The following is a 22,030-nucleotide window of genomic DNA, read 5'->3' as shown; positions in this document are numbered from 1 at the left end:
TGAAAGAATATTTTGTCGCCATACTTTGGGTTTAACGCGGTATGGCATTTCGTGCAGGTGTAAAAATCATTTGGATAAATCATTTTTCATTTGTTCATATTCTTCTTTGGTGACTTCTCCCTTTGCGTATCGCCTTTTCAGGATTTCCAATGGGGTTTCCTGATTTTTGTTCTGCGAATTATTTCTAAAAAGCAAATAGACAATGAGAATGATAAGAAGTGGGATAATCCACATTCCCCAACCCATTCCCCAGTAAGGACCGTACATCATTATTTTTATTTTTAATTATTCAATGATCATAAAATATACTTCTCCTGCTGCCAGTCTCGGTCAGTTTTATTTCATTGCTGAATATTCATTCCATCTTTGTTATTAAAAGTACTTATAGAACCAGTATTTTCGCTAAGTCAAAGACCTGTAGTGAACGATTGCCCGAGCTTTTTTGCAGTAACAGCAAACCGAAAAGTATTCCATGCTTTTTCAAATTCCTTTGTTTCCAGAATAATTCTGACTTTCATACTTTGTTATTACATTAACGTTTTAAAAGAATTAGGCCATAATGGTAGGGTTCTAGGAAAAATGGTGTTCTAATAACGCCAAATCTATCGTGGTCAATCCAGTTCACAACTTGTTCGGGTCTGGGCCTTATACTCAACTCCGGCCCACGGGGAGTATAAATATCACTTCTCCAATGGATAATTCCAACTTTCCCATTTGGCTTTAATATTCGATAAGCCTCGTCAAAAAAGACCGAGGGTGCATCATTGTGAAGTATATTGAAAAACATAACATAATCAACAGAATTATCTCTCAATCCTGTTGATTGCAAAAGAACATCACGCTTGTCAGCTTTAATATTTGTAATATTCTCGTGCCTGATTTTCTGCTTTAGACTTTCAATCATTTCGGTTTCAATGTCAAATGCAAAAATTTTACCGCTGATTGCCTTTGCAACCGGAATAGTAAAAGTTCCATATCCACTACCCACTTCAGCCACATCCATTACCTGCTTGTCTAACTGAAGTTCAGACAAAATTTGGGCTGTGTCAAAAAAGCCATTCCATATCTCTTCTTCCGGCATTCCACTGTCTAGGACTTTCATGGTGCTATCCAAAATTATTTACTAATTCATTTTGCCATTTCAGGTTGTCAACAAGCACTTCCCGCATAATTCTGCATGCCGTTGCAACTTTCTGGGTTGATAACTTGTAATAGCTGCTCAGTCCTTCTTTTCTCTGCACCAATATACCGTTGGAGACCATCAATGAAAGATGTTGCGAAAGGTTTGATTTTAAAACGCCGGTCTCCTGTTGTAAATCACTAAATATCAGCTTTTTGTCACCCAAAACATCAATAATCTCGATTCGAATGGGGTGAGCTAATCCGTTACAAGCATTGGCGTGCAAACTATATAACATTTTATCTCGCATATTTTAGTTGTTTATTTGTCCACGTGTTTATAAATATATGAACTAAGCCTCGGATTTGAATAAGAAATTTCTAAATCTTTTTTTTTCATTGGTATTTAATTCAATCGTAATATTGCGATATGTAAAACTGAAACACTCTTAGGCCGTCGGGATCAGCGCCTTTCGTGGAAGAATAGTACGCTATTAGTGCCAATACGGAGCATCCGGGTGTTTTTAGTAAATTTATAATATGGTGTATTTATTTAAAGTCGAAAGTTGTTCACCTCATCTTCATTCCTGTTGTTCCAAATATTTTCCTTTGTTGCTGATTGAATTTGCTCATATTCCAACTAAACATACGGCAAACCTAATAAACAGGATGGCTTTAAACCATCCTGTTTATTATACCTTTTTAACTGCCGGGATTATATTTGTCGTTGGAAAGTCTTCAGGATGTAACTTATTAATGCCAGCGAATCAATACTCCCGAATTCTTCTCCTTTTTCAAAACCACATTCCTGAAATTATTTTGCCCGTCAATGCCAACCTTCAATGAAAATTTGATTGCCAGATAAACCGACAACAATGAGCCTGCAAAAATGGCTATCATAATCATGATTTGATATTTAATGGCGATGAGGGGTGAACTGCCACTGAGCATTTGTCCGGTCATCATACCAGGGAGAGAGACCAACCCAATAGTGGCCATCGATGCCAGGGTTGGGTTGATGGATTTTATCAGCGCGGATCGGAAGAAGGGAAACAAAGCTTCTTTTCTTGCGGAGCCGCATGCCAGATAGAAGCGGTAGCGTTCCTGGTGCCGGTCGAGGTTGTAATAGAAATCGTTCATGCCAATTACATTTCCCCGCAGGCAATTACCCAGAATCATACCAGTGATGGGGATGAGGTACTGCGCTTCCATGATGTTGGGCAACTGTATGACGAACTGCAAAAAGAAAAGGTCAATAATAAAAGTGCCCAAAAAGGTAGCTATAAAAATACTCATCACCATTCCCTTATCTCGTTGGAGTCCGCTCCGCTCAATGGTAGAAAAAGAAGCTACCAAAACCATGATGAGTATCCAGCCTAAATTGACCCAGGGATTGTCGTATTTAAACAGGTATTCCAAATAGTAACCTACAAAAATTAATTGCACAATCATGCGAACGACTGCAATCACAGTCGTGCCTATGAGTTTGGTTTTAAAACGCCAGAGAATGTACACCGGAATCACCAGGATGAGTAATCCTAGCATCAATTGCGCCCAACTGATATCTACGATGGTATTCATAATTGTGCAGAATTTATTTTTACAATTTTGTTACAGCGTGATGTCCACCACGGATCATGCGAGGCTGAAAGGATAATTTTATTTTTGCGAAATAAAAGCTCAGCAACTTTTTCTCTGGATGCTTCATCTAAGGCAGAGGTCGGTTCATCCAACAGCAACACTTCTTTATCTAAAAAATAGCAGAGCGCGATGCCGATGCGCTGCCGCTGCCCGGTGGAGAGGCTTCTAAACTCGGTATCCCATTGCGTATCCTTCAGGCCCAGGAATTCAAAGATTTCAAAAGCCTTCTTTTTAGAAGGTTTTTTCTTTTTGTTGTTTCTAAAATCAAAAGGATAAAAAAACACCTCTTCCAAAATGCCCTCTCCCAAGTCCAAATCCTGTGGCAACCAGGCTGTCCGGTTTCTGAACTGGAACAACTCTTGACTTACCAATGCCTTTCCATCCATGCTGATGGTCCCGCTCGTTGGTCTCTCAAAACCCAAAAGCAACCGGAATAAAGTCGTTTTCCCGGAGCCCGACGGACCCTCCAATGCAATGATATCGCCCGTTTCGGCGGTGAAAGAAAAGTCTTTCAGTACCGGTATGAGTTGACCCGGATAGATAAAGTCTATTTTTGAAAAAGTCAGCTTCATTGTCTTTTTGGCTTTGATAAAAGTCTCCCACTAGAAAGTCATCCAGCGCCTTTTATGAGCAAAAATAAGCTACCATCCAGATAGAAAAATCTGTTCGCACTTCATAAGCAAAACTCCGGATGTTATAGTTATCTTAATCCGCTTTCCTGGCTTACTATTATCTTTTGGGTTGATTTTGGAGAGGAAAAGAGCTGTAGGTTAAAAATGAAATGTTTATTTTTTGAAGAAAACCCCAAGTTCAAATAAACCGCGGAAGGTCTCAATTACCACATAAATTGGGACGATCCGGGGTAAAACGACTATTTTAACTAACTTCGTGTCTGGTCCTGAATCAAAACTGAATATGAGATTGTCAGATTATTTGGAGTAGCACAGAACGATTCTTTGGCCAGTTTCGGCGGGATTGAAATCCTCCGATCCCCGTTTGTCAGCAACTTTAATTACGATCATATGTCTAAATTTATTGCCCCCGCCATACTTTGTTGCATGGCATTTTTACTATCCTGTACCTCAACAAAAAAAGTGACATTGCTCAGCCAAAAAAACCAGAGCAACTGGACACAAACCGGGAATGCCGTTATGCAGGGAAGCGTTCTTTCGCTGGAGGGCAAAACCGCTTCAGCCAGACTGAAAACAGGAAACTACAAAGATTATATACTAAGTCTCGATGTCCTAACACAGCCAGGAGCTGAAGGATATATTGGCATTCATACTGATGAATCTGGAAAAGGGTATAGGGTCGCCATCAATAATACGCCGACCCGATCCAACTGGTGGAGACTGACGGGAAGCTTGCTGTCAGTACGCAACATCACTAAAAGCCCTGCAAAAAATAACGAATGGTTCAACATGCATATTGAAGTCCGGGGACATTTAGTAGCCGTAAAAATAAACGGACAACCTGTGGTTGAATATATCGAACCCCGGATTCCGTATCGAAGCAAAGAACATGAAAAAGAAATATTGTCGGCCGGAAGTTTTTCGATCGTTGGCCTGAACGATGCCATGATTCAGACAAAAAATATTTCACTGCAGGCAATTGAACCTAAAACTATCGATGTCGACCGGCAGCTTGCTAGCGCAATCGATGAACAACGGGATGAAATTATCCGTCTTCATCAGGAAGATTTCCCGGTATTGGATTATCATGTGCACCTCAAAGGCGGTTTAACACGCCAGGGCGCTGCCGTCCAGTCGAGACACGTTGGTATCAACTACGCGCTTGCACCGAATTGCGGCATCGGATTCCCTATCAATGATGATGCGGGTATCTACAGGTTCCTGGATACCATGCGTTCTCAGCCATTCATCCTGGCTATGCAGGCTGAGGGACGGGAATGGCTGACCACATTTTCAAAAACAGCCCGCGACCAGTTTGACTATGTATTTACCGATGCCATGACCTTCACCGACAACAAAGGAAAGCGAACCAGGTTGTGGATCAGCGATGAAGTAGCCATCGGCGATGAACAGGAGTACATGGATATGATCGTTGACAGGATTTGCACAGTTTTGCAGGAACCGGTAGATGTATACGTCAACCCGTTCTTCCTCCCGGAACAGATGCGCGACCGGTATGATCAGTTCTGGACGGAAAGCCGCATGGACAAAGCGATTGCCGCCCTCGCGAAAAGCGGCAAGGCCCTGGAGATTAATGCAAGATACCAGATACCCAACAAAGCGCTGATCATGAAAGCCAAACAGGCAGGCGTTAAGTTTACCTTCGGTACTAACAATGCGGAGTCCCAGGTTAGTAAACTGGAGTATTGTATTCGAATGAAAAAAGAATGCGGTTTGACATCCACCGATATGTATCAACCCAGAATAAAGATGTAGAAGCAGCGTAGTCGTTACCTGGCTTTTCATCAATTCCAAGGTTCTTTACGGTTTCTCCCTCCCTACAAACCGCTCTTTACCAAGTAGAAAATTGATGGCCCTGTCAATATTTTTATCAAGGGATTGCTCGCTTTTTAAACAAGCGAGATAGCGTGCGATCTCTTTCTTGCGGGAAGGAGGCAGCTTATCGAAAACTGATTTGGCAGCCCGGTTCTTGTTTAGCGCAAAGACAAATTTTTCAGGTGGATCTATTTCCCGGCTCACTGCGTCAAACTTTATGGTCAGTTCAATAGTTTCACCAATCCTCTCAGGGGATTTCCTGAGCATCGTTGTATTGATATAAAGTCTCCAGTGACCACTGTATTTTACCAGGGTTTGTTTGAATGGCCGGCCATTAACGGTTCCTTCAATGGGAATATGCCCTCTGTCTTTACCGGCCTGTTTGAAAATTTCCTTCAGCATATCTTCAGGTACGAATACAAACGGGTTAATACCTAAAATCCGGATCTCTGCTTTGAAGTTAAATTTCATTATACCTCTGTTGGTTATTTTGTCGAAGTTGGGCAATTTCTCCGGGGTGATAGAGACTTAGGCCTGATTAAATTATCTCATACAAATTCATTCCGGGACTTGCCTCACAATATGTAAGACACGGCGCATCTTTTGTACTCCGATAAAAATAAAAAAAGTTTGGAAATCAGGTACCAGGAACGATTACGATACTCTTTGAGTGCTATTTAGATTCCTTTAATTCAATGTCCGGTACGTTTTGCAACTTCCGAAAATATGCAACGGCCGTAGCCAGGTGCGCTTCTGCCTGTGGCGATAATCCTACGCCCATTTCCCATTCTTGCCCGCAGATCTTCATCACGAAGGCTTCAGGTTTCTTTTTATACAGGGTACTTGATAAATACAAAACAGCCTCAGGACTCTGCATGTGCGAAGAAAAAAAATATTCGCCGGAAAGTTTGCATGGCTGAAAATCAAATCCTTTTTCGAGATTTTCAACCGTGGCATCAGCAAAAATTACGGTATCGTAATTCGACACCAGATCGGCATCTTCCACCTGAAGCTGGTAACGATATTCCACGTCCCATTTCCCGCCAAGAGTGGCTTCAACTTTTTCTGCGAAACGCCAGCCCAGCCCGTCATCGCCACGCCCTTCGTTGCCAATGCCGATCATCAGCTTTTTATTTCTTTTTTCGCTCATCGATCAGTATTCCATCAAAGTTAAACAATTGAACCTGAAGCGGCATCTTACCTATCGCCTGTGACGCGCAACTGAGACATGGATCGTAGGCCCTGATGGCAGTCTCCACCTGGTTTAGCATGCCATCGGTAATAGTCCCTTTACTGCTGATCACGTGATTGGCCACCCACTTCACTGCAGCATTCATCGCGTCATTGTTTTGTGTCGTTGAAACAATAAGATTACACCGGGTGATCATACCCTTTTCATCCACCACATAGTGGTGAGTCAGTGTACCCCGGGGCGCTTCGAGAATTCCGATGCCCTGCAGCCTTGCTTTCCCGGTTCTCACAAGATCATCACCGAATATTTCTGCATCAAACAAAAGTTCTTTTATTTCCTCTGCGCAGTAAAGCATTTCTATCAGCCTCGCCCAGTGCGAATACATGGTACTGTTGACTACCTCTTTGCCTGCAAAATCGAAATAATCCCGCCTGGCTTTTTCTGCCAGCGGGGTGCTAATCTGGTTGCAAAGGTTGATCCTCGCCATGGGGCCCACCCGGTTCCATCCCTTTTCTCTGCCTAATTGTTTCAGGTACGGAAACTTCATATAGGACCAGAGCTCAACAGCCTCAGCGAAGTAGTCCAGGTAGCTATCTGTTGAAACATCGTTCAGCGTGAGATCTCCGTTGGCATCAATCGCCCGCAGTTTCCCGTGGTACAATTCCAGGTTTCCCTGATCATCCACCATACCGAGGTGGCCGGAAGGAAATTCAGCAAAATCATTCATGAAATCCAGATGTTTCTCGTGATAGGATTTGATGAAATCAATCATGTCCTGCATCCATTCGATCATCGTATCAATATTCGGAATCGCCTGGCCATTCAAAAAATAATCCCGTTCCTTTTCAGTGAAAGTTTTATAAACGCCACCCGGCACACAGGCTATACCATGGATGCGTTTTCCAGCGATAGCTTTGATGATTTCCTGCCCGAATTTACGCATCAGAATACCCCTGGTCGCAAGTTCTCTGTTTTCTACTGCAACGCCCACAACATTTCTTTTTTCAACGGGTGCATCCATTCCAAATAATAAATCAGGTGATGCCAGGTAAAAGAAATGCAACGCGTGAGATTGAAAAACCTGACCGTAATGCATCAGCCGGCGCAGTTTACTGGCAGCAGGGGAAAGGTCCTGCGGATCAACGCCAACGATCTGGTCGACGGCCTTAGCGGCGGCAAGGTGATGGCTAACCGGACAGATACCACAAAGCCTTTGAACCAGGGCCGGCGCTTCCCAATAAGGACGACCCTGGATAAATCTTTCAAAACCCCTGAATTCAACGATATGAAAAAATGAATCCTTCACCTTTCCGTATTCATCCAGGTGGATGGTCACCCGACCGTGGCCCTCCACCCTGGTAACCGGATCAATGGATATTTTAGTTGACATTTTAATCGTATTTAAATTCGGAATAAAGCATAGAATACTCTTCATGCCATAACAGGTTCTTGATGGCCTTCCAGATATAGCTTGCGGAAGGCGGGCAGCCCGGCACGAAGAAATCAATCTTCACAATTTCACTGCAGGCATATATCCGGTTAAGCAGTTTAGGAAGGTCCTCGTGATAAGGGATGGTACTCTGTGCAGGGTCATTGGTAAAACTATTGAGATAGGCTTCTTCCAGGCATTCACTCAACGGAATTGTATTGCGCATGGCTGGAAGTCCGCCCCAAACCGCGCATTCACCAACAGCAACCAGCATGTCGCATTTTTCCCTGAATTCGCGAAGCACCTCCACGTTTTCCGCGTTACAACATCCGCCCTCTACAATACCGATATGACAACGATGCTCAAATTTTTTAATGTCGGTCAGTGGGGACTTATTGAATTCGACGACCTCAATTAAATCGAGAAGGTCCGTATCCACATCCAGCATAGACATATGACAGCCGAAACATCCGGCAAGTGAGGTAGTGGCCACAATTTTTTTATCCATCACTGCACCCCTCGATAATTTAACCGGCTTCTTGCCATAGCTCTTCTGCGATGAGACCATGTCAAATTCCCGCTGCCCGAATGGTTTTGCGAGACTCTTGCCCCTGACCATAATGGCGCCCGTGGGACAGATCTTCATGGCATTCTCCGCCTGTTCTTCGGAAAGTTTCTCTTCTTCGTCATAGTCGATTCCCACGAAGGTTTCATTGCCTCTGTTGATATACATAAAGACACGCTTCCCCTCATCGGTAAGTACTTCTTCCACGCAACGGCGGCACTTGATACAACGGTTGTGTTCCATCACCATGCCCCTGGCATTATAGTCGATCAGACGGTCTTTGAACAAATGTGGAAAACGCGAATGTGCAATTTCCAGTTCGTAGCCCATGTGCTGCAGGTCGCAGTGCCCGCTTTTTTCACAAGCAGGGCAGAAGTGGTTACCTTCTGAAAACATCATCTCAACGATGGCCTTTCGCATGTCTACTAGATCGGCTTTGTTGACTTCCACCTGCAAACCTTCCTTTACCTTTTCTGTGCAGGCCGGTCCCAGTTTTCCGTTTACGCGGCAGGTACAGGTCCGGCAGGTGCCCAATGGCGGATCCATGTTTTCATAATAGCAAAGTGACGGAATAAAGATGCCATTTTCCCTGGCCACCTGTACCAGGTTTTTGCCTTCTTCGGCTTGTATGGGCAGTCCGTCAATTTCTATGGTTACCATTTTTGCCATTTATTCAGGGTTTATATTTTTCATAATCTGCGATCGCGCTATCCAGATCGAAAGCAGCAATTCCGTCGTGTTTATTTGCAGTGTGATGTAACTTGCCTTTGAAATAATCGCCGAACTTTTCCATAGCCATAATGACGCCGTTGGGCGCTGTCTTTCCGAGACCGCAGCGGCTGCTGGCTTTCATGATCGTCGCCCAGCTCTTAAGATCCTCAAGGTCCTCGCCGGTTGCGAGTCCGCTATTAATTTTTTGCAGCTTGCGTTCGATGAGAAAGTTCCCGGCCCGGCAGGGCGTGCAGATCCCGCAGGATTCATGTTTAAAAAACTCTGCATATTTAAGCAGGATCATCACCAGGTCTCGCTGTGAATTATAGATGGTCAGCGCACCCCCGCAACGGATGTCTTTTCTTGCGAGCAGGTCAAGCATAGAGATACGGCGATATTTTTCCTTCATGGAAATACATTCGCCCGAAGGCCCACTCACCTGGATAAAATAAGGGTCTTTAGCTTCGCAGAGTTCCAGGAGTTCAGCGGCAGTCATGCCCCATTCAATTTCGTAGATTCCCGGTTTGTCACAGTCGCCACTCACGCTGATGATCTTGGTGCCCGGTGATCCGGGGATACCTTTTTCACAATAATAATCGACGCCAAATTCAAAGATCCTGGCAACGGCACAGAAGGTCTCAACATTATTAATGATCGTGGGCTTTTGTAAATAGCCCCGCTCAACCGGGAAAAACCATTTGGTGCGGGGCTCGCCCCGTTTTCCTTCCATGGATTCCAGCAATGCGGTTTCTTCACCACAGACATAAGCGCCTGCACCCACCTGAATACGAAGATCAAAATTGAACCCTTTTTTGCCGCCAGCATTGCCTCCGAGCAAGCCTTTGTTATAGAATTCCGCGATAGTGGTATCGAGTTTGTTTTTCAGCCATTGGTATTCACCGCGGAGGTAGATAATGCCGTAAGTGGCGCCGGCAGTGTATCCTGCGATAATCATACCTGCGATCAAAGATGCCGCCTGCTGATTCATCAGTACCCGGTCTTTGAACGTGCCGGGTTCTCCTTCGTCGGCGTTACAAATGATGAATTTTGTTAACGCTTCCTGTTTGCGTGTTGCGTCCCATTTCATCCAGGTAGGAAAGAAGGCGCCTCCCCGGCCGGCGAGCTGCGATTTTTTCAGTTCTTCAATGATTCCTGCGGGTTCAAAGCCAAAGGCATTTGAAAGAGATTTTTCTGCTTCGAAATCATTAAAGAACACCGATCCGCTGATAGGTGTGTAGCGAATATTATCGGAAGGATAGTCGCATATTTCTGCCGGACTAGCACCTTGTTTCAGATTATTGACGATGTCCTTTACTTTAACGGCGTTGAGGTGAATAAAGGGATAGAAATCAATCAGGGCTGCAGGTTCCTGATCGCTCAGGCCAATACAGGGTGTTTTAAATAATCCAAACTTTCCCGTACGGTCTACCGATCCTGTTTGCGCGCCGGTCTCCCTTTCAAATGCCTCTCTGACCCTTTCATAACCCTTGATGACGGAAGTAAGGCTGTTATTCAGATAGATAACATGCTCGCCCGTTGGTTCACGATGAAGGAAATGATAGAAGGTAACTACACCTTCAACCTCTACTTTTGAAATGTCGTATTTTATCGCCATTAGCGAGACATCCATGTCGGTGATAACACCTTCCTTCATCTGAATTTCTCTGAGATCGTTTAGCAGGCCGGAACGCGCGGGTTCCACCTCAAACAACTGGTCTGAGCCCGGTTGGTACATAACAAAGATTTATATTAAATGGACATATGTTTCTCTCCCTGGCAGGCGGTACCGGCATATGGCGGCCTGGCATTAATAAGCAGATGGCAGCGCAGCTTTTCATGAACAAAAGTTTGACTGATTGAATGGGAACTTTTGCTTTTTCAAATTTACCGTATAAATCGGGAATTTTATTTTCCAAAGGCGTAGTAACAAATATGATATTTGTCAGTTTATGGTTTAGATGTGCTGCGTTATGATCCTTTGGCATCCTCCCAACACCCTGGTTTTAAAAGGGGGGTGTTTTTGCTGATAAAGTATAATCTATAAATATAGCGAAAATTTTCAGATAAATAAAATAATTTATTTGTAGGGTTACAGGTGTACGGTTTCATCCTTTTAAAAAAGATTTGTTATGTTATTGTTTGTAAATCAGTAAGTTATAAAATACTTAAACCCATCGGTTTTTTAGGCAAAACGGGAGATTTTTTCTTATCTTTGCAGCCCGAAATTTAAACCATTCGGATTTTTTTATGAATCTTATTATTAAACACTTAAACGCTGATGCACAGGAGAATGCGGGCGCGGCTGGAAATCCGGCTGAAGATGCTTCTACAGCGAAAACCACTGCACCTGTTGAAGCTTCCGCCCAAAACGGAAGCGACGTTTCCGCCGAAAGCGGAGATGCTAACCCTGAAAAGTCTGAAACGAACACACCTGAACCCACTTCAACAGTGGAAGCAAAACCTGAAGAGGCACCTGCAACTCCCGAAGTGGTGACAGAAACGGCCGTTGCTGCTCCGAAGGTCGAAGTTCAGGAGCCTGTAAGCGCACACGACGATTTCGACTGGAGTGTGGACAAAAGGAATATTTCCGCCTACAGCAAAGAGGAAAAAGAAAAGTACGACCGTGTTTACGAGAGCACTTTTATTACCCTGAACGACGGGGAGCTGGTGAATGGTACCGTGGTTGGTCTGACAAACACTGATGTGGTACTGAACATCGGTTTCAAAAGTGATGGGCTCATCTCCCTGAATGAATTCCGCGACATACCCGGACTGAAAGTGGGTGATGAAGTGGAAGTAATGATCGTTGAAAAAGAGGATAGGGAAGGACACCTGAACCTCAGTCGCAAACAAGCCCGCACAACCCGTGCATGGGAAAAGATCGTGGAAGTGAACAAGACCGGCGATGTAGTTACCGGGGTAGTTACTTCTAAAACAAAAGGCGGTCTCATTGTGGATGTATTTGGTATGGAGACCTTCCTGCCGGGATCACAGATCGATGTTAAGCCGGTTACTGATTACGATCAGTTCGTAGGTAAGACCATGGAGTTCAAAGTGGTAAAAATTAATGAAACCATCAAGAACGCCGTCGTGTCACACAAAGCGCTGATCGAAAGCGACATTGAAGCACAAAGGGCAGAAATTATTGGCAAACTTGAAAAAGGCCAGGTACTCGAGGGCACGGTTAAAAACATCACCGATTTCGGTGCCTTTATGGATCTTGGCGGTCTGGATGGTCTGCTATATATCACCGATATTTCATGGGGACGGATCTCACATCCGAACGAGGTACTGAAGCTGGATCAGAAACTGAATGTGGTTGTACTGGATTTCGACGACGAGAAAAAACGGATCAGCCTGGGTCTGAAACAACTTACTCCCCATCCCTGGGATGTATTACCCGAAGGTATTGTGGAAGGCAATGTGGTTAAGGGCCGCGTAGTGAACATTGAAGACTACGGTGCATTCCTTGAAATCACACCTGGTGTTGAAGGTCTGGTACACGTTAGTGAAATTACCTGGGCCAATACGCCGATAAATGCCAAGGAATTCTTTAAGTTGGGCGATGAATACGAGGCTAAGATTGTTACCCTGGACAAGGAAACACGCAAGATGAGCCTGTCCATCAAACAACTGACTGAAGATCCCTGGAGTGATATTGAAATTCGTTTTGCTGAAGGAACCAGGCACACCGGCGAAGTGAAGAACATCACAAATTATGGTGTGTTTGTGGAACTGGCACAGGGAATTGGTGGTATGATCCACATCAGCGACCTGAGCTGGCTGAAACGCTTCAATCATCCGGCAGAGTACACCAAGGTAGGCTCTAAAATTGATGTAGTCATCCTGGGTATCGATAAGGAAAACCGCAAACTGCAGTTAGGACACAAACAACTGGAAGAAGATCCCTGGAATACTTTACAGGATACTTTTGCAGTTGGTAGTATTCACGACGGAACCATTGTTCGCCGCGACGACAAAGGCGCTACTGTCCAGTTGCCTTACGGCCTGGAAGGGTTTGCACCTAACCGTCACCTTGGTACAAAAGATGGCAAGTCTGTAAACCTTGATGAGACTGCAAAATTCATGGTGATTGAGTTCGACCGCAACGAAAAGAGAATCGTTGTTTCACATACCCGCGTATGGGAACACGAGCAATACGCTGAAAGGGAATCTACCAGAAGAACTGAACGCAGCGATACTGAAAGGACTAAGAAAGCCGTGAAGAATATTCAGAACAAGGTTGAAAAGGCAACACTTGGTGATCTTGGTATACTGGCCGATCTGAAGAAGAAGATAGACCAGGAAAACAGGGAAGCCAGAGCTGCTGCACAGGCTAAGGCTGACACGGCTGCAAAGTCAGAAGCACCGAAATCTGAAGCTGTATCGGAAAAACCTGAAGAACCTGTCGCGCCGGCGAAAGAGGCAGAAGAAAAAGCTCCAAGTGCTCAGGAAACACCTGCGGCAAAAGCAGCCGGATCCGAAGCTGAAAATAAAAAAGCTGACGAGGCAGAAGGAAACGCTTAAGTTGTTTTTTTGAAAGTATAGAAACTGTCGGTTAAAAATTCCGGCAGTTTTTTTTTGCCCCTGCACAAAACGACACTCAGAACAAAAGTCCCCGGACCGGGTATACAGCGGATCAAATAAAAAATTCGGGAAAGGCAGTCTCAGAGACTCACAATTTCTTTCCGGATCGCTTCCAGGCAAAGTCCGACACGGCTTTGAACATTAAATTTTTTGAAGAGTGCTTCCCTGTAGCCATCTACGGTCCTTTCACTCAGGTTCATTTCAGCGGCGATTTGCTTGTACGTAAGCTCGCTGCACGCGTGTTTCAGGAAAATAAGCTCCTTCGAGGTCAGGTTAAACTCGGGCTTTTCGTCGGCTTTAATCAGCAATCTCCGAAAATTGATATTCCCCGCGTCGGCATTATAATAACCTTTCCGGTTGATTTCGTCCAAAGCCTTCTCCAGTTCAGACGGATGAGTATCTTTGAGTAAATAAGCGCAGCAGCCAGCCTTTAACATGGCTATGATATTCCGGTCGTCAGCGTTCATCGATAGCGCTACCAGTTTCATTCCGGGGTATTGCTGCGACAGCCATTTGGCGGTCTCTATGCCGTTCATCACGGGCATATTCACATCGATCAGCATGATTTCCGGAATTGTTTTCTTCCCATCTAGTTTGATCTGGAGGTCTTTTCCATTCAACGCTTCCACAACTACGTCATAGGTTTTAAAGCTCTCGACCATCAGGCTCAGCGATTTTAAGAAAAGCTGGTGATCATCTACCAGCCCTATAGTTGTTTTCATTTATCACGTTTTTCTGAAATATAAATAGATACCGTGCTGCCTTTTCCGGGATGGGAAAAGAATTGAATACGCCCGTTTAGCAGTGCAGCGCGGTGACGCATGTTGATCAATCCCATGCCTGTTATCACTTTGTTAGCGTCAAACCCTTTACCATTGTCGGCTATATTGATCGTGAGGCCTTCATTTTCCTCGTCCATGTGAATGGTAAGCTGAGAGGCATTACTGTGTCTGACCGCATTTTGCATGGCTTCCTGCACAATCCTGAAAAGAATAATTTGTTTGTCCCTGGTAAGTGTAATGCGGCCGCCGGTTATCAGATCAGCCCGGATCGCTCCCGACGCGTTGATCCGCTCGATCTCTGTTTTAAGATTGCCAATAAAATCAAATTGCTCCAGCCAGTCTTTGTCAAGGGATTTTGACAAAGAACGCAACTCACCGATAGCCTGTCCAATGGTCTTGTTGGCCGAGACCAGGGTATCGGGCACCGACTCCAGGCTTCGTTCTGCGAGCCCGATCAGCATTCGCGAAGTACTTAAGAGTTGCCCTACATTGTCATGCAGTTCTTTCGCAATAATTTGGAAAGTCTGTTCCTGCACTTCAATCTGTGATTGCAGTAATTGTTTTGTGAAGTCCTCTTTCAATTTTCTCTTTTCTATCACATGTCTGTAATCTCGTCTCTTGTAAGCCATCAACAACAACACAATAAATAAAGTAATGATCAGTATAAAAACTGAGCCAAGCAGGATTACGACTGTATCGTCTGATAATTTTTGCATAGAACTCCGTAAGCGATATAAATGCAGCAAATAAGCAAAAGCAGGTTGTGGAATTTCCACAATATGGTCATTGCTTTACTCACCTCATTTTCTATCAGAAACTTATAGGAAATAAAAATGAAAAAGCCCCCCGCATAATACGTAAATATACCGACGATACACCAGAAGATAATCGTTGAGGGCACACTGTTTTCGGGAGAGGAATGTAGCAGTTTGGCATAAAAATAGTACATGCAATATCCCACAATGACCAAACTGCTCATGGCTGCACTCATACTATTGAAGGAGGTAATTCCATCCCCCCGGATAACCGGCAGTACATTCAACAGTATAAATCCTAGCATGATTACGCCCGCCCAGACCCGGGAGACGGGCAAAAGATATCTTGCAAATAATAAAAGAATAAGACCAAAGGAAAGTACAGTATTAACTTTGTAAACCCAATAATTTCTGCCGTTGAACACCATTTCTATATAAGTTGCCAGGGAGTTGCAGATAAATTGTACCATGCAAAAAGCAAAGATGACCCTGATTTCGTCCGACAACTTTTGATTTCTGTAAAAAAAGGCGCTGAGAGCAATTAGTGGCCCGAAAATGTCGGCATAGTTCAGGATGATATAAGGGCTGGCGAACAACATGTCAAAAGTTTAAACTGAATTCTCTGCCATTCAGGTTATGTCGCCACAGCCCGGAGGGTTGGGGCATCCATAAATAACGTCTGTAGTTGCCGTTGAAGCTGCCAAAGCGGAGGCCTTCGTAGTGGTGCCTGCTTTTTTTGCTGGAGGTGCTTTCTCGTCGTACAGCGCATAAGCCGAGACTTCAAGCGTGTTTACATGGCTTTTCCGGCCAGCCTTTGAGGTCTTAATCTCATTCCTGATAATGATTGCCTTGGCACCGGGGTTGCTTTTCAGGAGTTTTTCCAGATCGCTTCTCCGGAAATAGTACTCGAATTCACATGTAGGTTTCATTTAACGCGTATAATTAGGTGAATAATATTGGCAATTTTGGCATTTTTTCGAAAATGAAAATACGGGAATTTTCCCGTATCAATCCGGGAATTTTCACCGAGTTACGCAAAGAAAGATCCCGCATATTTGCATTGGATTTTATGAAAGTAACATACCGCCTTTGAAAGACATATTTATGGCCATCCTATGGAGAACACCTTTTGACCAAACCCGGGCATCGTTGTTGCAGGTTGGAAGCCAATCAATTTAATTTCCAACCTGCCGCCATCCCGGCATCCGATAACGACATTTAGATGAAATTCGCAGCCCCTATCCTGCAGGCATATTCCTTTACCACTTTGAATATACCGAACAAAAAAGACCAGCTAGCTTTTGGGTTGAAATCAACGCATCATCGCTTTACGCCGGTGGTGTTCCCATCCGCCCCTTTCTGAATGCATTTTTTGTTTCCATTTTCTCATGGCATCCGGACTGATTTGCATCCCCATGCTTAATCCGATTCCCCGGTGAGTGAATGAAGCAGCCCCTGGTACGGCAGGTTCGTTTTCCGTCAATCCGTGATAATAAGCGATCTCATGGTTGAGGTGAAGCCCGTCCATCACCCTGAAATCCCAGCCGAGTGACGCATTTACTCCCGCGTCAACTTTAGTGCCCATATATTTCGTGGTTTTTAGCCCTGCAAGTACATCGTTATCCGTTTTGCCAAGAACTTTTCCCCCCACCAGAAACCCCACGGAAGGACCAATATTCAGCATCGGCCGTACCCTGTTTGCCGGATCCCCAAAAACAAAATTTCCAAAGAGCGGGATACGAATATAATTCATTCGCATATCTGTGCGAATGTTTGAGTTGTTGTTGTAATAACTTCCACCCTCAGTACTAAAAAAAGTGCCCAGCCCCAAGCCGGCATGATCACTGAAGTGATAAATGCCACTTCTTCCGATTTGAAAATAAGGATGAAACCTGTATTTAGCATTTGACGGCTTATTACCTACCGTCCAACTGTGCCCAAATACTACCTTGTCGCCGAAAGTAAGCCCGGATTGTGAATAAGCGAATGTTCCTGAAAGGCAAAAAATTGCCAAAATGAATTTTTTCATGTGTTGATTTTTATGTTTTCAATGGTCACATGGAATTTACCATGAAAAATTTTCATCGCTTTTTATGTAAATCTGCTCGAAAATTTTTATGGACATTTCATATCGAGAATTTTAGGATAAATCTTCCTGATTAGCTGAACACAGAAATAGCAGGGAAAATCATGCCAAGAGTTCATTTTCAATGGATTTTAAGGCGCTAAATTATCAGGACCGGCAAAGCTTTGGGCTATTCCTACCTAATCCTTTAATTTTGCAGACTGTTACTAAAATGAAAAAGTTTCTCTACGCATGATTCAAATAACATTCCCCGATGGGGCAAAAAAAGAATTTGAAACGGGAATTACCGCGCTGGAAATAGCGAAATCGATATCCGAAGGCCTTGCTCGGAAAGTACTGGCCGCAAATGTCAATGGTGAAGTTTGGGATGCAACCCGCCCGATTTACCAGGATGCTTCACTGACTCTACTGACCTGGAACGATACAGATGGTAAGAAAACGTTCTGGCATTCGTCTGCCCACCTGATGGCAGAAGCTGTTGAGTCAGCTTTCCCTGGGGTAAAGTTCTGGGTAGGACCTCCCATTGATTCAGGTGGATTCTATTACGATATGGACCTGGGCGACAGGAAACTTTCGGAAGAAGACCTGGCTTCACTGGAAAAAAAGATGAACGAGCTCGCGAGGACCAACAGCGTGTACGTACGGAAGGAAATACCCAAGCAGGAAGCTGTAGATTATTTTACCAAAAAAGGCGATGAATATAAGCTGGATTTGCTCAGCAACCTGAACGACGGGGAAATCACTTTTTATACACAGGGGAATTTTACCGACCTGTGCCGCGGACCTCATATTCCTAACACCGGGCTTATTAAAGCGATTAAACTTACCAATATCGCAGGCGCATATTGGAAAGGTGATGAGAAAAACAAAATGCTGACGCGCCTTTACGGTATTACGTTTCCGGCTCAGAAGGAACTGGACGATTACCTGCTCATGATGGAAGAAGCTAAGAAGCGTGATCATCGGAAATTAGGGAAAGAACTGGGTATTTTTACCATGGATGACGACGTCGGACCCGGGCTGCCCTTGTGGTTGCCGAACGGTACCGTCGTTATCGATGAACTCGAAAAACTGGCTAAAGAAACCGAAGAAGATGCAGGATATAAAAGGGTGGTAACACCGCACATTGCCAAAGAGAGTTTGTACCTGACCAGCGGGCACCTGCCGTATTATGCGGATAGCATGTATCCGCCGATGGAACTAGAAGGTCAGAAATATTATCTTAAGGCCATGAACTGCCCCCATCACCACAAAATATTTTCGGCTGAGCCCAGGAGTTATAAGGATTTGCCTTTGCGTCTGGCCGAATACGGAACCTGCTACCGCTATGAGCAAAGTGGCGAACTTTTTGGGCTGATGCGGGTAAGGTGCTTGCACATGAACGATGCGCATATTTATTGCACCCGCGAACAGTTTGCGCAGGAATTTATGGCCGTAAATGATATGTACCTGAAATATTTTAAGATTTTTGGTATTGAAAAATATGTCATGCGCCTTTCACTGCATGACCCTGAAAAACTTGGGCAGAAATATGTAGATGAGCCCCAGCTCTGGCTGGAGACGGAAGAACTAGTGCGCAATGTATTGATTGACGCAAAGATTCCTTATGTGGAGGTAAAAGGGGAGGGCGCCTTTTACGGGCCCAAGATCGATGTACAGATCTGGAGCGCGATCGGCCGCGAGTTTACGCTGGCAACCAACCAGGTCGATTTTGCTCAGGGCCGCCGGTTTAAGCTCTCGTTTACGACCCATGATAATCAAACGGACACCCCGCTGATCATTCACCGGGCACCCTTGGGAACTCACGAAAGGTTTATCGGCTTCCTGCTTGAGCATTACGCCGGCAAGTTCCCGGTATGGCTGGCGCCTGTACAGGCAAAAGTGTTACCCATCAGCGACAAGTTCCAGCCTTACGCCAAAGAAGTGGCTTCAAAGCTGCGCAAAATGAGAGTAAGGGTAGAAGTGGATGACAGGAATGAAAAGATCGGCAAGAAGATACGGGATAACGAGTTGCACCGTGTGCCTTATATGCTGGTAGTCGGCGAAAAAGAAATGAATGAGGGAGTGATATCGGTTCGCCGGCAGGGCAGGGGAGACCTTGGTTCCAAACCCATTGATGCATTTATTTCAGAAATAATGGCCGAGATTTCAGATCGCGCGGATCACTAGTACTCTTGGTACAAAACCCGGAAGTGGGAGTTGGTGTTTCATCTAAATATCGGCTCGCTCGTCCGGGTTCTTTTTTACCGCCAGTATTGAATACAACATCGGGATCCTGGATCCCATTTTGTCGTAGAACGCGGAATTAACATGGGTGGCTACGCGATCGTTCCATGCCTTTTTATTTATGGTTATATAATCATGGGCTGACGGCATATTGGATGGATTGTATGCTGACCCACTCATCGCGTCTGCCCGTTGCCTTCCAGGATCCATTTTTCCGTAACTAATTTTTCTAAAGCGAACGGCCCCCGCGCGTGCAATTTCTGTGTGGAAATACCGATTTCAGCACCCAGCCCGAATTCCTCGCCATCAGTAAACCTCGTGGAGGCATTGGCATAGACAGCCGCCGCATCCACTTCGCTGACAAACCTTTCGCAGGCTTTCCGGTCTTCAGACACAATTGCCTCAGAGTGCCTGGTAGAATATTTGGCAATGTGTTCAAGAGCTTCATCGAGACCTTTTACCGTTTTCACCGCACACTTCAATGACAAAAACTCTTTTCCGAAATCAGAAGCTTTTGCTTTTTTCAGATAAGGATATCCTTCCAGGTTGTGTAACGCCTTGTTGTCAGCAAAAATTTCAACTTCGTATTTTTCAAAAGCCGGTGATAAAAGTTTCAGAAACTTCGGCGCTATGGCTTCGTCCACGATAATCGCATCAATCGCATTACAAACAGACGGACGGCTCACTTTCGCATTTACAGTAATGTCTACAGCCTTTTTCAGATCTGCATGTTCTTCTATATAAACATGACAAACACCAGCCCCCGTTTCTATGACGGGAACCAGGCTATTCTGGCGCACAAAATTAATCAGCCCTTCAGAACCTCTGGGAATCAGCACATCGAGGTATTGAGTCGCCGTAAACATTTCCTGCACCACTTCACGCTCAGGCGGTAACAGGGTCACGGTTTCTTTGGCAAGTCCGTATTTTTTCAGTATGCTCTGGATGATTTCGGTAGACACTTTATTGGTCTGCCAGGCGTCCACGCTTCCTTTCAATACACAGGCATTCCGGCTCCGGAGACAAAGTGCCGCTATATCGAAAGTTACATTTGGCCGGCTTTCATAGATAGCGCCAACCAGTCCGAGCGGTACCGAAATTTTTTTCAGCCGGATCCCGTTTGGAAGTGTTCTTTTTATGAGCACCTGCCCGGCCGGGTTTGGTAGAGAGGCTATTTTTCTGATACTTCCTGCAATACTTTTCAGTCGCTGCGGATTCAGCATTAACCGGTCGTTCTTCGGATTGTCCGGATCCTGCCTGGCCAGATCTTTCTGGTTTGCTTTTAAGATGGCTGCCTGATTTTCGATGATGGCTACGGCTATCTCACGAAGCATTTTTTTTACATCGCCTTCAGGTAATTGCTGCAGGGCCGTTCTCGATTTATGTGCTTTTTTAAGCGCCGACAAAATAGACATATTCAATTTTTTAAAGAAGAACAATATCATTGGCGTGGGCTGCCATCAGGTTTTTTGTTTTAAGTCCCTTTTTGAGATCAGTTGCACTCAACCTGGATTTGGCTACGCCAATTATTATATTTTCCTGGGTCATCAGTTGCACCACCTCCCCGGCAGCAAAACTTCCGGAAACCTGCACAACTCCTACGGATAAAAGACTCTTTCTTTCTTTAAGCGCTTTCCCTGCTCCTTTATCAACGTAAATATTCCCGAGTGTAATCGATCCGCCGGCCAGCCATTTCTGCCTGTTTTTTAGGTTCGATTTCCGGGCACTGAAATGGGTCCCGTATTTCCGCTGAAGCGCGTCCGACAGTGGTCTCTTGCTTTCGAGGCCGCACATAACCACTTTGATCCCCAGGCTCGTCGCCAGTTTTGTAAATGTAAGCTTTGATATCATTCCGCCAAGTCCCGAAATCGATTTTTCCCGAGTAACGAGTGAAAGCGTTTCCGTATTGATTGACTGGACTTCGGGAATAATGTTTCCGGAGGAATCCAGGAGTCCGCCAACGGAAGTACAAAATACAAGAGTAACCGCGTCAAAAGCGATTGCCAGGAGGGTGGCCAGTTCATCGTTATCGGAAAACTTCAATTCCTGGTTACTGATGACGTCATTTTCATTGACGACAGGAATCACATCATTTGCCCAAAATGTAGTGAAAGTCTCCTTTAATTGCAGGAACTGTGTCCTGTTCGAAAAATGGCCGCGCTCACAAAGGGCCTGGGCAACAGTCTGGCCTTTTTTTTGAAAATAATTCCTGTAGAGTTGAATGAGAATGGGGTTGCCGATTGCGGCTGCCGCCTTTCGTTGTTGCAGCGTGCCACGGTATTCCTTCAAATATTTTTTTCCGCTGCTCACCGCCCCGCTGCTCACGAGGATAATCCGGTAAGTTTCGGAAAGCTCACTCAGGTCACCCACAACCTTCCTGATCACGTTTCGGTTAATATTGCCGTCATTGCCAGTTATGACGGCTGAACCCAGTTTAATCACTAATACCTTCCTGTGCATATCTTAAAT

Annotated in this window: 21 protein-coding genes; 3 read left to right on the top strand and 18 right to left on the bottom strand. The window is 44.8% G+C overall.

Annotated features, from left to right (window positions below; translation table 11 throughout):
• Positions 1-66: 66 nt before the first annotated feature.
• The 5 genes from AC3WS5_RS15005 to AC3WS5_RS14985 form a co-directional block, all read right to left on the bottom strand.
• Positions 67-270 carry an SHOCT domain-containing protein gene (locus tag AC3WS5_RS15005; RefSeq protein WP_492468220.1) on the bottom strand — a complete coding sequence of 68 codons (204 nt, stop codon included), beginning with the start codon at positions 268-270 and terminating at the stop codon, positions 67-69.
• 262 nt (positions 271-532) lie between these two features.
• Positions 533-1,102 carry a class I SAM-dependent methyltransferase gene (locus AC3WS5_RS15000; RefSeq protein ID WP_492468219.1) on the bottom strand — a complete coding sequence of 190 codons (570 nt, stop codon included), beginning with the start codon at positions 1,100-1,102 and terminating at the stop codon, positions 533-535.
• Positions 1,103-1,106: 4 nt separating this feature from the next.
• On the bottom strand, positions 1,107-1,418 hold the full coding sequence (locus tag AC3WS5_RS14995) for an ArsR/SmtB family transcription factor (RefSeq protein WP_492468218.1): 312 nt from the start codon (positions 1,416-1,418) through the stop codon (positions 1,107-1,109).
• 454 nt (positions 1,419-1,872) lie between these two features.
• Complete coding sequence (locus AC3WS5_RS14990) at positions 1,873-2,700, bottom strand: ABC transporter permease (protein ID WP_492468217.1); 828 nt, start codon at positions 2,698-2,700, stop codon at positions 1,873-1,875.
• Complete coding sequence (locus tag AC3WS5_RS14985; protein WP_492468216.1) at positions 2,697-3,332, bottom strand: ABC transporter ATP-binding protein; 636 nt, start codon at positions 3,330-3,332, stop codon at positions 2,697-2,699. The genes AC3WS5_RS14990 and AC3WS5_RS14985 overlap by 4 nt, the downstream gene beginning before the upstream one ends.
• Before the next feature lie 450 nt (positions 3,333-3,782).
• Here AC3WS5_RS14985 and AC3WS5_RS14980 point away from each other — a divergent pair, with 450 nt between their 5' ends.
• Positions 3,783-5,168 (top strand): 3-keto-disaccharide hydrolase, encoded by a 1,386-nt coding sequence (locus AC3WS5_RS14980; RefSeq protein ID WP_492468215.1) that lies wholly within the window; start codon positions 3,783-3,785, stop codon positions 5,166-5,168.
• Positions 5,169-5,213: 45 nt separating this feature from the next.
• Here the strand turns inward: AC3WS5_RS14980 and AC3WS5_RS14975 are convergent, their stop codons facing one another.
• The 5 genes from AC3WS5_RS14975 to AC3WS5_RS14955 all read right to left on the bottom strand — a co-directional run bounded on the left by AC3WS5_RS14975 (position 5,214) and on the right by AC3WS5_RS14955 (position 10,860).
• A complete protein-coding gene (locus AC3WS5_RS14975) occupies positions 5,214-5,699 on the bottom strand; it encodes a YdeI/OmpD-associated family protein (protein ID WP_492468214.1) in 486 nt (161 codons plus the stop codon).
• Between the two features lie 202 nt (positions 5,700-5,901).
• Entirely contained in the window at positions 5,902-6,378 is a 477-nt protein-coding gene (locus tag AC3WS5_RS14970) for a hydrogenase maturation protease (protein ID WP_492468213.1), read from the bottom strand.
• A complete protein-coding gene (locus AC3WS5_RS14965; RefSeq protein ID WP_492468212.1) occupies positions 6,359-7,810 on the bottom strand; it encodes a Ni/Fe hydrogenase subunit alpha in 1,452 nt (483 codons plus the stop codon). The genes AC3WS5_RS14970 and AC3WS5_RS14965 overlap by 20 nt, the downstream gene beginning before the upstream one ends.
• A gap of 1 nt (position 7,811) precedes the next feature.
• Positions 7,812-9,083, bottom strand: coding sequence for an NADH-quinone oxidoreductase subunit B family protein (locus tag AC3WS5_RS14960; protein WP_492468211.1), 1,272 nt, complete (start codon positions 9,081-9,083; stop codon positions 7,812-7,814).
• Between the two features lie 4 nt (positions 9,084-9,087).
• Complete coding sequence (locus AC3WS5_RS14955) at positions 9,088-10,860, bottom strand: NAD(P)H-dependent oxidoreductase subunit E (RefSeq protein ID WP_492468210.1); 1,773 nt, start codon at positions 10,858-10,860, stop codon at positions 9,088-9,090.
• Positions 10,861-11,372: 512 nt separating this feature from the next.
• On the opposite strand from AC3WS5_RS14955, the gene rpsA reads away from it, so the two are divergent.
• Positions 11,373-13,652 (top strand): 30S ribosomal protein S1, encoded by a 2,280-nt coding sequence (gene rpsA / locus AC3WS5_RS14950; protein ID WP_492468209.1) that lies wholly within the window; start codon positions 11,373-11,375, stop codon positions 13,650-13,652.
• 140 nt (positions 13,653-13,792) lie between these two features.
• Here rpsA and AC3WS5_RS14945 read toward each other — a convergent pair whose 3' ends face one another.
• The 5 genes from AC3WS5_RS14945 to AC3WS5_RS14925 form a co-directional block, all read right to left on the bottom strand.
• Positions 13,793-14,434: a response regulator gene (locus AC3WS5_RS14945; protein ID WP_492468208.1), complete on the bottom strand. Its 642-nt coding sequence runs from the start codon at positions 14,432-14,434 to the stop codon at positions 13,793-13,795.
• Entirely contained in the window at positions 14,431-15,210 is a 780-nt protein-coding gene (locus AC3WS5_RS14940) for a sensor histidine kinase (RefSeq protein WP_492468207.1), read from the bottom strand. The genes AC3WS5_RS14945 and AC3WS5_RS14940 overlap by 4 nt, the downstream gene beginning before the upstream one ends.
• On the bottom strand, positions 15,180-15,848 hold the full coding sequence (locus AC3WS5_RS14935; RefSeq protein ID WP_492468206.1) for a hypothetical protein: 669 nt from the start codon (positions 15,846-15,848) through the stop codon (positions 15,180-15,182). The genes AC3WS5_RS14940 and AC3WS5_RS14935 overlap by 31 nt, the downstream gene beginning before the upstream one ends.
• Before the next feature lie 30 nt (positions 15,849-15,878).
• Positions 15,879-16,178 carry a hypothetical protein gene (locus AC3WS5_RS14930; protein ID WP_492468205.1) on the bottom strand — a complete coding sequence of 100 codons (300 nt, stop codon included), beginning with the start codon at positions 16,176-16,178 and terminating at the stop codon, positions 15,879-15,881.
• 383 nt (positions 16,179-16,561) lie between these two features.
• Positions 16,562-17,278 carry a porin family protein gene (locus AC3WS5_RS14925; RefSeq protein ID WP_492468204.1) on the bottom strand — a complete coding sequence of 239 codons (717 nt, stop codon included), beginning with the start codon at positions 17,276-17,278 and terminating at the stop codon, positions 16,562-16,564.
• A gap of 288 nt (positions 17,279-17,566) precedes the next feature.
• Between AC3WS5_RS14925 and thrS the strand changes: the two genes are divergently transcribed.
• Positions 17,567-19,504, top strand: a complete 1,938-nt coding sequence (thrS, locus tag AC3WS5_RS14920; protein ID WP_492468203.1) for a threonine--tRNA ligase — start codon at positions 17,567-17,569, stop codon at positions 19,502-19,504.
• 42 nt (positions 19,505-19,546) lie between these two features.
• On the opposite strand, the gene AC3WS5_RS14915 is transcribed toward thrS, so the two are convergent.
• The 3 genes from AC3WS5_RS14915 to proB are packed head-to-tail and all read right to left on the bottom strand — an operon-like array spanning position 19,547 to position 22,021.
• Positions 19,547-19,771, bottom strand: coding sequence for a hypothetical protein (locus AC3WS5_RS14915; protein ID WP_492468202.1), 225 nt, complete (start codon positions 19,769-19,771; stop codon positions 19,547-19,549).
• Positions 19,738-20,976, bottom strand: a complete 1,239-nt coding sequence (locus AC3WS5_RS14910; RefSeq protein WP_492468201.1) for a glutamate-5-semialdehyde dehydrogenase — start codon at positions 20,974-20,976, stop codon at positions 19,738-19,740. The genes AC3WS5_RS14915 and AC3WS5_RS14910 overlap by 34 nt, the downstream gene beginning before the upstream one ends.
• 10 nt (positions 20,977-20,986) lie before the next feature.
• The gene (gene proB, locus AC3WS5_RS14905; RefSeq protein ID WP_492468200.1) at positions 20,987-22,021 is read right to left on the bottom strand and encodes a glutamate 5-kinase; all 1,035 of its coding nucleotides are present in this window, start codon (positions 22,019-22,021) and stop codon (positions 20,987-20,989) included.
• Positions 22,022-22,030 lie beyond the last annotated feature (9 nt).

Source organism: Niabella sp. CPT15-335-S11 (assembly GCF_058792415.1).
Note: the sequence above shows the minus strand (reverse complement) of the source record. Positions and strands in the feature narration are given on the sequence as shown.

Excerpts from the sequence above, each read along its gene's own strand:
- AC3WS5_RS14975 (WP_492468214.1), bottom strand. The coding sequence starts at position 5,699 with ATGAAATTTAACTTCAAAGCAGAGATCCGGATTTTAGGTATTAACCCG.
- AC3WS5_RS15005 (WP_492468220.1), bottom strand. The coding sequence starts at position 270 with ATGATGTACGGTCCTTACTGGGGAATGGGTTGGGGAATGTGGATTATC.
- rpsA (WP_492468209.1), top strand. The coding sequence starts at position 11,373 with ATGAATCTTATTATTAAACACTTAAACGCTGATGCACAGGAGAATGCG.
- AC3WS5_RS14965 (WP_492468212.1), bottom strand. The coding sequence starts at position 7,810 with ATGTCAACTAAAATATCCATTGATCCGGTTACCAGGGTGGAGGGCCAC.
- thrS (WP_492468203.1), top strand. The coding sequence starts at position 17,567 with ATGATTCAAATAACATTCCCCGATGGGGCAAAAAAAGAATTTGAAACG.
- AC3WS5_RS15000 (WP_492468219.1), bottom strand. The coding sequence starts at position 1,102 with ATGAAAGTCCTAGACAGTGGAATGCCGGAAGAAGAGATATGGAATGGC.
- AC3WS5_RS14960 (WP_492468211.1), bottom strand. The coding sequence starts at position 9,083 with ATGGCAAAAATGGTAACCATAGAAATTGACGGACTGCCCATACAAGCC.
- AC3WS5_RS14970 (WP_492468213.1), bottom strand. The coding sequence starts at position 6,378 with ATGAGCGAAAAAAGAAATAAAAAGCTGATGATCGGCATTGGCAACGAA.
- AC3WS5_RS14930 (WP_492468205.1), bottom strand. The coding sequence starts at position 16,178 with ATGAAACCTACATGTGAATTCGAGTACTATTTCCGGAGAAGCGATCTG.
- AC3WS5_RS14980 (WP_492468215.1), top strand. The coding sequence starts at position 3,783 with ATGTCTAAATTTATTGCCCCCGCCATACTTTGTTGCATGGCATTTTTA.
- proB (WP_492468200.1), bottom strand. The coding sequence starts at position 22,021 with ATGCACAGGAAGGTATTAGTGATTAAACTGGGTTCAGCCGTCATAACT.
- AC3WS5_RS14940 (WP_492468207.1), bottom strand. The coding sequence starts at position 15,210 with ATGCAAAAATTATCAGACGATACAGTCGTAATCCTGCTTGGCTCAGTT.
- AC3WS5_RS14945 (WP_492468208.1), bottom strand. The coding sequence starts at position 14,434 with ATGAAAACAACTATAGGGCTGGTAGATGATCACCAGCTTTTCTTAAAA.
- AC3WS5_RS14935 (WP_492468206.1), bottom strand. The coding sequence starts at position 15,848 with ATGTTGTTCGCCAGCCCTTATATCATCCTGAACTATGCCGACATTTTC.
- AC3WS5_RS14990 (WP_492468217.1), bottom strand. The coding sequence starts at position 2,700 with ATGAATACCATCGTAGATATCAGTTGGGCGCAATTGATGCTAGGATTA.
- AC3WS5_RS14915 (WP_492468202.1), bottom strand. The coding sequence starts at position 19,771 with ATGGATCCTGGAAGGCAACGGGCAGACGCGATGAGTGGGTCAGCATAC.
- AC3WS5_RS14995 (WP_492468218.1), bottom strand. The coding sequence starts at position 1,418 with ATGTTATATAGTTTGCACGCCAATGCTTGTAACGGATTAGCTCACCCC.
- AC3WS5_RS14955 (WP_492468210.1), bottom strand. The coding sequence starts at position 10,860 with ATGTACCAACCGGGCTCAGACCAGTTGTTTGAGGTGGAACCCGCGCGT.
- AC3WS5_RS14925 (WP_492468204.1), bottom strand. The coding sequence starts at position 17,278 with ATGAAAAAATTCATTTTGGCAATTTTTTGCCTTTCAGGAACATTCGCT.
- AC3WS5_RS14985 (WP_492468216.1), bottom strand. The coding sequence starts at position 3,332 with ATGAAGCTGACTTTTTCAAAAATAGACTTTATCTATCCGGGTCAACTC.
- AC3WS5_RS14910 (WP_492468201.1), bottom strand. The coding sequence starts at position 20,976 with ATGTCTATTTTGTCGGCGCTTAAAAAAGCACATAAATCGAGAACGGCC.